Annotated in this window: 8 protein-coding genes; 3 read left to right on the top strand and 5 right to left on the bottom strand. The window is 57.4% G+C overall.

Annotated elements, in window-relative coordinates; translation table 11 throughout:
- Nucleotides 1–52 precede the first annotated feature (52 nt).
- From minC to minE, 3 genes are read left to right on the top strand one after another with little or no spacing between them, the layout of a single operon-like run.
- Nucleotides 53–751 carry a septum site-determining protein MinC gene (minC, locus tag ACI2JR_RS08870; RefSeq protein WP_462478357.1) on the top strand — a complete coding sequence of 233 codons (699 nt, stop codon included), beginning with the start codon at nucleotides 53–55 and terminating at the stop codon, nucleotides 749–751.
- 23 nt (nucleotides 752–774) lie between these two features.
- Nucleotides 775–1,587, top strand: a complete 813-nt coding sequence (gene minD, locus ACI2JR_RS08865) for a septum site-determining protein MinD (protein ID WP_041146180.1) — start codon at nucleotides 775–777, stop codon at nucleotides 1,585–1,587.
- 3 nt (nucleotides 1,588–1,590) lie between these two features.
- Entirely contained in the window at nucleotides 1,591–1,860 is a 270-nt protein-coding gene (gene minE, locus ACI2JR_RS08860) for a cell division topological specificity factor MinE (RefSeq protein WP_002910902.1), read from the top strand.
- 83 nt (nucleotides 1,861–1,943) lie between these two features.
- On the opposite strand, the gene rnd is transcribed toward minE, so the two are convergent.
- The 5 genes from rnd to ACI2JR_RS08835 form a co-directional block, all read right to left on the bottom strand.
- Nucleotides 1,944–3,059, bottom strand: coding sequence for a ribonuclease D (rnd, locus tag ACI2JR_RS08855; RefSeq protein WP_165905633.1), 1,116 nt, complete (start codon nucleotides 3,057–3,059; stop codon nucleotides 1,944–1,946).
- A gap of 81 nt (nucleotides 3,060–3,140) precedes the next feature.
- On the bottom strand, nucleotides 3,141–4,826 hold the full coding sequence (gene fadD / locus ACI2JR_RS08850; RefSeq protein ID WP_132724643.1) for a long-chain-fatty-acid--CoA ligase FadD: 1,686 nt from the start codon (nucleotides 4,824–4,826) through the stop codon (nucleotides 3,141–3,143).
- A gap of 208 nt (nucleotides 4,827–5,034) precedes the next feature.
- Nucleotides 5,035–5,616, bottom strand: coding sequence for a Slp family lipoprotein (locus ACI2JR_RS08845; protein WP_132724644.1), 582 nt, complete (start codon nucleotides 5,614–5,616; stop codon nucleotides 5,035–5,037).
- Nucleotides 5,617–5,654: 38 nt separating this feature from the next.
- Nucleotides 5,655–6,350 carry a tRNA (adenosine(37)-N6)-threonylcarbamoyltransferase complex dimerization subunit type 1 TsaB gene (tsaB, locus tag ACI2JR_RS08840; protein ID WP_132724646.1) on the bottom strand — a complete coding sequence of 232 codons (696 nt, stop codon included), beginning with the start codon at nucleotides 6,348–6,350 and terminating at the stop codon, nucleotides 5,655–5,657.
- Nucleotides 6,351–6,417: 67 nt separating this feature from the next.
- Entirely contained in the window at nucleotides 6,418–8,328 is a 1,911-nt protein-coding gene (locus tag ACI2JR_RS08835) for an ATP-dependent DNA helicase (RefSeq protein WP_462478351.1), read from the bottom strand.
- Nucleotides 8,329–8,408 lie beyond the last annotated feature (80 nt).

Genomic DNA, 8,408 nt, shown 5'->3' with positions numbered 1-8,408 from the left:
GAATATCACCGCACTTCGGCGGGTGATAAACAGCACAGTGAGTAAGGCCAGGATGACAAATACGCCAATCGAACTTAAAGGCAGTAGCTTCACCTTATCTGTCGTTCATTTGCACGACGCAAATCCCGAGGTTATTCGTCAGGCGTTAGAAGACAAAATCGCCCAGGCTCCCGCTTTTTTACGTCATGCTCCCGTCGTTGTGAATATCAGCAGCGTCGAAGAGGTCGTTGACTGGCGCGCCATGCACGAGGCCATCGCCAGCACCGGCTTACGGATTATGGGCGTGAGTGGTTGCAAAATCCCGCGGCTGAAGACGGAAATCGACCGCAGCGGGATCCCTTTACTGACGGAAGGGAAAGAAAAAATGCCCCGTCAGGCGCCGTCAGAACCGGTTGCACCAGCGCCAGTTGTTAATCAGATCACAAAAACACGTTTAATTGATCTGCCGGTACGTTCCGGTCAGCGCATTTATGCTCCAAACTGTGATCTAATTGTTACAAATCATGTGAGTGCCGGTGCGGAACTTATTGCCGACGGTAACATCCATGTATATGGCATGATGCGAGGACGAGCGCTCGCAGGCGCAGGTGGCGATAGAGAAGCGCAAATATTTTGTTCACACCTCACGGCGGAGCTGGTGTCCATCGCTGGGGAATACTGGCTGAGTGATAATATCCCGGCCGAATTTTATGGCAAAGCGGCGCGCCTGAGTCTGGGTGATACCGCGTTGACTATTCAACCGTTGAGTTAGTCCCTTTTTAACAAGGAATTTCTATGGCACGCATTATTGTTGTGACTTCGGGTAAAGGGGGCGTTGGCAAGACTACCTCCAGCGCGGCCATCGCTACCGGTCTGGCCCAGAAGGGAAAGAAAACCGTCGTTATCGACTTCGATATCGGCCTGCGTAACCTCGACCTGATCATGGGCTGCGAGCGTCGGGTGGTTTATGACTTCGTCAACGTCATTCAGGGCGATGCCACGCTGAATCAGGCGTTAATCAAAGATAAACGCACCGAAAACCTCTATATCCTCCCCGCTTCCCAGACGCGTGATAAAGATGCGTTGACCCGCGAAGGCGTCGATAAGGTTCTCGAAGAACTGAAAAAAATGAATTTTGATTTTGTTGTCTGTGATTCACCTGCAGGCATCGAAACCGGTGCGCTGATGGCGCTGTACTTTGCTGACGAAGCCATCATCACCACTAACCCGGAAGTCTCCTCCGTTCGTGACTCCGACCGTATCCTCGGCATCCTCGCCTCCAAATCCCGCCGTGCGGAAAATGGCGAAGAGCCGATTAAAGAACATCTGCTGCTGACGCGCTATAACCCTGGCCGCGTCAACAAAGGCGACATGCTGAGCATGGAAGACGTTCTGGAAATCCTGCGTATCAATCTGGTCGGCGTGATCCCGGAAGATCAGTCCGTACTGCGCGCGTCAAACCAGGGCGAGCCGGTTATTCTGGACGATGCATCAGATGCAGGTAAGGCTTATGCCGATACGGTAGAACGTCTGCTCGGAGAAGAACGTCCTTTCCGCTTCATTGAAGAAGAGAAGAAAGGTTTCCTCAAACGCCTGTTCGGAGGATAAATTATGGCATTACTCGACTTTTTTCTCTCGCGGAAAAAGAACACGGCCAACATTGCGAAAGAGCGCCTGCAAATCATCGTCGCGGAGCGTCGTCGCGGCGATGCTGAACCGCATTACCTGCCGCAGCTACGGAAGGATATTCTGGAAGTCATCTGTAAATATGTGCAGATCGACCCGGAAATGGTCAGCGTGCAGCTGGAGCAGCGAGACGGTGATATTTCGATTCTGGAGTTGAACGTGACTTTACCAGAAACGGAAGAGTCGAAATCCTGACGGTGGGTGCACCCGATAGCCTTGCGCTATCGGGCCAGTTTGTTGTATGGCCCGGATATCACCTCCGGGCTATTTGCCGTGGCTTAGCGCGGATATTCGCTTAACAGCGCCTTCAGGCGATCGGCCATCAGTGCGCTACGCCAGCCGGAAATTAGCTCCGGCAAGGTATTGCCGCTCTTCAACTGCCAGTGCCAGTTTAGCAGCTGGTTAATCTGCCGTCTGGACGCCAGCAGCTCCGCACTCAGCCCCGTTCCGCTACTCACATCCTGCACCAACGCTTTAATCTCTTTAAAGACCTTGCGGTATCCCGGCATATCGATCAGGTTTTGCAGCGGTTCCGGTAACGCCTCTTCCGGCAGCTCCTGCGCTTTCGCCACCAGGCTTATCAGCGTTTTACCGTGGAAGCGAATTTCACTGCCGGATAATCCCAGGCTATCGAGCTCGCCCAGGCTCCCCGGCATATAGCGCGCCACGCTCCACAGGTGTTCTTCACGAACGACAAAATTAACCGCCATATCGCGATCGCGCGCTTTACGCAAACGCCACTCCGCCAGCAGCTGCAGGCAGCCAAGCTGGCGGCTGCGCAGTTGCCAGGCGTTGCCGATATCGCGCCATGCCTGCGCCGGGTCCTGCACTTCCTGGCGACGCTGCTGCATCAGACGACACTCATCCAGCGCGGCGGGTAGCCAGCCGGCGGCTTCGGTTTCCGCCATCAGCTTGCTGGCGATAGGCAGCAGATACCAGACATCGGCAGCGGCATAATCGCACTGACGCTGGGTCAGCGGACGCGCCAGCCAGTCGGTGCGCGACTCGCTCTTATCCAGCGCGACGCCGGAGTACTCTTCCACCATGGATGCGAATCCCCATGACATCGGGCGACCGCAAAAGGCCGCCAGAATCTGGGTATCGATCAACGGCGCCGGCATCAGGCCAAAGGTGTTGAGGAACACTTCCAGATCTTCACTGCCGGCGTGCAGGTACTTGGTGACGTCTTTGTTCAGCAACAGCTCGCGCATGGGCGCCCAGTCGCTGATTTCCAGCGGGTCGATCAGCGAAACCTGTGTGCCGTCAAACAGTTGCAACAGGCCCAGCTGCGGGTAGTAGGTGCGGGTGCGGACAAATTCCGTATCCAGCGCAAGCGCCGAAGCCGCGCTTGCCGCTTCACAGATGGCGCGAAGACCATCGTCGGTGGTGATCATCTGATAGTTCAAATCATACTCTCTTAACTTGCGCCCATAAAAAACGCCGGCTTAGCCGGCGTCTGGCGACTCGCGTATACCTTAGGCTTTATTGTCTACTTTAGCGCGGGCTTCGTCACGCAGTTCTCGCCGTAAAATTTTCCCAACGTTGGATTTCGGTAGCTCATCACGAAATTCCACCAGTTTTGGCACCTTATAACCGGTCAGGTGACGGCGGCAGAAGGTAATCAGCGCCTCTTCGGTCAGCGCCGCGTCTTTCTTCACGACGAAGATCTTCACCGCTTCGCCGCTGCTGCCTGACGGGACGCCGATGGCGGCCACTTCCTGAACGCCAGAATGCTGCATCACCACATCCTCGATCTCATTCGGATAGACGTTGAAACCGGAGACCAGGATCATATCTTTTTTACGGTCCACGATGCGCAAAAAGCCTTCATCATCCATTACCGCAATATCCCCGGTATACAGCCAGCCGTCTTTGATAATTTCAGCGGTCGCGTCCGGGCGCTGCCAGTACCCCAGCATCACCTGCGGGCCTTTCACGCACAGTTCCCCCGGCTGACCCGGCGGCACTTCATTATCGTCATCGTCCACCAGTTTCGCTTCGGTAGACGGGACCGGCAAACCGATACTGCCGCTATGATAGTCAATATCGTGCGGGTTAACGCTGACCAGCGGCGCGCACTCGGTCAGCCCGTAGCCCTCCAGCAGATACTGGCCGGTCAGTTTCATCCAGCGTTCGGCCACCACCTGCTGCACCGGCATCCCGCCGCCGGCGGAGAGATGCAGTGAAGAGAAGTCGAGCTGCTGGAACTCTTTATTGTTGAGTAAGGCGTTGAACAGGGTGTTAACCCCGGTCATTGCCGTAAACGGGTATTTCGCCAGCTCCTTCACCAGACCCGGAATATCGCGCGGGTTGGTAATCAGCAGGTTCTGGCCGCCGAGTTCAATGAACAGCAGGCAGTTCATGGTCAGCGCAAAGATGTGGTACAGCGGTAATGCCGTAACGACAAACTCTTTCCCCCGGTGCAACAGCGGCCCGTAGGTGGCATTCACCTGTTCGAGGTTAGCCAGCATATTGCGGTGGGTGAGCATCGCCCCTTTCGCCACCCCGGTGGTACCGCCGGTATATTGCAGGAACGCCAGATCTTCCGTGACAATATCGGGTTTGACGTACTGCAGGCGGTAGCCATTATGCAGCGCGCTGCGGAAAGAGATCGCGTCAGGCAGATGATACTTCGGCACCAGCCGCTTGATATATTTGACGACGAAATTCACCAGCGTGCCTTTCGCCGTGGAGAGCTGATCGCCCATGCGCGTCAGAATCACGTGTTTCACCTGGGTTCTGGCGACCACTTTCTCCAGGGTATGAGCAAAGTTGGAGACGATGACAATCGCCGCCGCGCCGCTGTCATTGAGCTGGTGCTCCAGTTCCCGCGGCGTATACAGCGGATTGACGTTCACCACGATCATCCCGGCGCGCAGAATACCGAATAACGCAATGGGGTATTGCAACAGGTTAGGCATCATCAGCGCGACGCGGTCACCCTTCTGCAGGCCCAGCCCCTGCTGAAGATACGCGGCGAACGCCCGACTGCGCTCCTCCAGCTTACGGTAGGTCATCACCTCGCCCATATTGATAAATGCCGGCTGGTCGGCATATCGCGTGGTGGCATGTTCAAACAATTCAACCAGGGATTGATAGCGGTCAGGATTTATCTCCGCCGGAACATCGGCGGGATAGCGGTTTAGCCAAACCTTTTTCACTGCATCACCTCTGAAATAGTTATTCGTCGTCATCACAGCCCCTGATCAACAAACATTCTGTTAACATTATATTAACTCAGCGTACCAGTTTATTAATTAGGCGTTTTACAGGTTGCGAAGCGCGTCACTATTTATTTTTCTTATCAGACTAAAAATGAAGAAACAGCGGACAAGCCGCTGTTTCTTTTAGCTTACAAAAACTACAAAATCATTCAGTTACAACACTTCTGACTTCCGCAGGGCCCGGATTATACCAACCCCAGCCGCCATAGCCGTAGCCCCAGGGGCGTGGGCCAAACATCCACGGATCGATAGGCTGCGGCGGCATAACCACCTGCTGCACCACGTTCCAGCGCTTATAGCCGGTGGCGTTCATCAGCATAAATTTGTAGGGCGTGTTGCCTACTTTTCCGTCGACGGCGCCGGTAATCGGGCCGACGACGGTGACCAGCTGACCACGAAAATCGACCGGGTCAAGGAAGCCATTCACGTCGGCGTAGATCCGCCCGCGTGAAGGTTCATTCAGCTCAGGCCGGGCGCCGCTGTCTAACGGCACGGTGGCAATCTCCAGCCGGGTTTTCCCCTGTTGATTCTGGATGTTGACGACCTTACCGCCAAAGCGCGCTTCCTGGCCGACATACAGCTGCGGCGCAGCCATCACCCGGACTAAATCTTGCTGTGGCGTCGGACTGGAGCCTTTAATGGCATCCGGCACCGAAACGCAGCCGCTCAACGCGGCGGCAACGGCGCCCGCTAAAAACCAACGTACTACTTTATTTTGACCCGCCATGATGCGACTCCTTATCTCAGGCTTCTGCTTACTGAGATTCATTCCCGGCCGGGAAGTTTCTTCCATGCCACTTCGTTTCGCAAATAAACCGGTTCGGCTTTCTCCACGGCGACGGTTTGTCCGGCAGCGAGCAGATAGCAGGCCAGCGGCAGCATATCCTCCGCCTCGGGCAGCGTCATTTCGCCGTCGGTTAATACCAGTGGCGCGTTTTTCGCCAGATCGGGCCAGGCTTGCCAGCCGGTGCCCACGGTCGCCCACTGGCCTGCCAGCTGCTGCAGGCGTTCGCTCACCGCTTCCGGCTTCAGCACCGCCTCGCTCTCCTCACCGTGCCAGACCCCCTGCTCATCACGCTGGTATTCCGCCCAGTAGACTTCCCCCATGCGAGCATCAATAGCGGCCAGCACGCGGGTCGCTCCGGTTTTACGCCATGCGCCCTGCGCCATGGTGGCCAGGGTCGACACGCCGATCATCGGCAGTTCCGCCCCCAGCGCCAGCCCCTGGGCAATGCCGATACCGATGCGCACGCCGGTAAAACTGCCCGGCCCGCGGCCAAACGCCAGCGCATCGAGGTCAGTGAGTCGCAGATGACTTTCCGTCAGGACATCCTGCACCAGAGGCAGAATACGTTGCGTGTGTTCGCGGGGACAAATTTCGAAATGAGCACAAAGGGTGCCATCATTCCACAGCGCCGCGGAGCAGGCCTCCGTGGCGGTATCGATAGCCAAAATTCGCATGGGTTGTCGCGCTCTCGCTCTAGCAGATTGACAAAATGGCGCGCAGCTTACCACATTTTGCGACAGATTACCTCGCCGGCGGCACGGCGAGGAAGCGCACCGCCCGGCGAATATCGCGGGTTCGCGGCGCCGGCGGCAGGCTCGCGAGGAACACCGCGCCATACGGGCGCATCACCAGACGGTTGTCGCAAATCACCAGCACCCCGCGGTCGTCGATATCACGAATCAAGCGCCCTACCCCTTGCTTGAGGGTAATGACCGCATCCGGCAGCTGAACTTCAGCAAAAGGATCGCCGCCGCGCAGGCGACAATCTTCCATCCGCGCTTTCAGCAGCGGATCGTCCGGCGAGGTAAACGGCAGCTTGTCGATAATCACCAGCGAAAGCGCATCGCCGCGCACGTCTACCCCTTCCCAGAAGCTGCTGGTGGCCACCAGCAGGGCGTTACCGGCGCTGACAAACTGCTGCAGCAGCTGCCCCTTGCTGGTTTCTCCCTGCAGCAGCACCGGTAGCGTCATGGTGGCGCGGAACTGCTCGGCCAGATCGCGCATCATCGCGTGCGAGGTACAGAGCATGAAGCAGCGACCGTCGTTGGCCTCAATCAGCGGTTTGAGCATCGCCGCCAGGTGCCGCGCGCCGCCGGGCTGATTGGGCAACGGGAGATTGCGCGGCACGCAGAGCAGCGTCTGGCGGGCGTAGTCAAATGGGCTCGGCAGCAGCAGCGACTCCGCCTCTTCAATACCGAGGCGCGCGGTGAAGTGGTGCAGATCGTCGTTAACCGACAGCGTCGCCGAGGTAAAAATCCAGCTGCCCGCTTTTTGCGCCATTACCTCTTTAAACTTTTCCGCGACGGTTAGCGGGGTGAGCGCCAGGGTAAAGTGGCGGGAAGTACATTCGTACCAGTAGCTAAAGCCCGGCTGGTTAATCTCCTTCAGCCGTTTCAGGCGCGCGCGATACACCGTGGCGCGCTCGAAAGCGGCATCCAGTAGCGCCGAGCGGCCAAGGGAGAGTTTCGCCACGTCGTAGCATAGCTCCAGGGCATCATCGAGCAGCAACAGCGCACGCTGAATATTGCTATCCGCCAGCAGGTCACGAAGATTGCCGCGATAGCCGGGTTCGCCGAGCTGCAAACGGAAATCCTGCGCGCTCTGCGCCAGGCGGTCGGCGCACTTTTGCAACTGCTGAGTATCTTTTAGCTCGGTGCGGTAGGCGATGGTGATGTCCTTCGCCAGGTCCTGCAGCTGGCGACTGGAGAGCGACTGGCCGAAATACTGGCTGGCAATATCCGGGAGCTGATGCGCTTCATCGAAGATCATCACCTCCGCCTCCGGGATAAGCTCGGCGAAGCCGCTCTCTTTAACCACCATGTCGGCGAGGAATAGGTGATGGTTCACCACCACCACATCGGCATCCATCGCCTTTTTACGCGCTTTAACGACGAAACAGTCTTTATACAGCGGGCAGTCGCTACCCAGACAGTTATCGTTGGTGCTGGTGACCAGCGGCCAGGCCTGGGAGTCTTCGGCGACGCTGACGCAGGTGCTGATATCGCCATCGACGGTTTGATTCGACCACGAGCGCAGCAGAATCACGTCGCTAAGGGTTTGTACCGGCAGATCGCCGCCGGCCATCGTCTGCTGTTCGAGGCGTTCAAGACACAGGTAGTTGGAGCGCCCTTTCAGCAGCGCCAGTTTACCGGTGAAGTTCAGCGCTTTTGCGACGGTCGGCAGATCGCGGCTGTACAGCTGATCCTGCAGCGCTTTCGATCCGGTGGAGATAATCACCTTTTTATTGGCCCGCAGCGCCGGCGCCAGATAGGCGTAGGTTTTGCCGGTCCCGGTGCCTGCCTCGACCACCAGCGGCCGCGCCGCTTTAATCGCCTGGGCCACCGCCATCGCCATCTGGCTCTGCGGTTCGCGCGGTTTAAATCCCGGAATCGCCCTGGCCAGCTGGCCGTCTGCTGCAAAATCGTCGATCACAATGCCCCCTGGTTATCTGGACAGTGATTATGTCAGGGAGGGCGTCGTTTCACCAGTCCGGGTAGTGACGCGGGCAGAAC

It is taken from the genome of Klebsiella sp. NPDC088457 (assembly GCF_044900465.1).
GTDB lineage: Bacteria > Pseudomonadota > Gammaproteobacteria > Enterobacterales > Enterobacteriaceae > Klebsiella.
The sequence above is the reverse complement of the archived record's forward strand: the minus strand, read 5'-3'. Positions and strand labels throughout refer to the sequence as shown.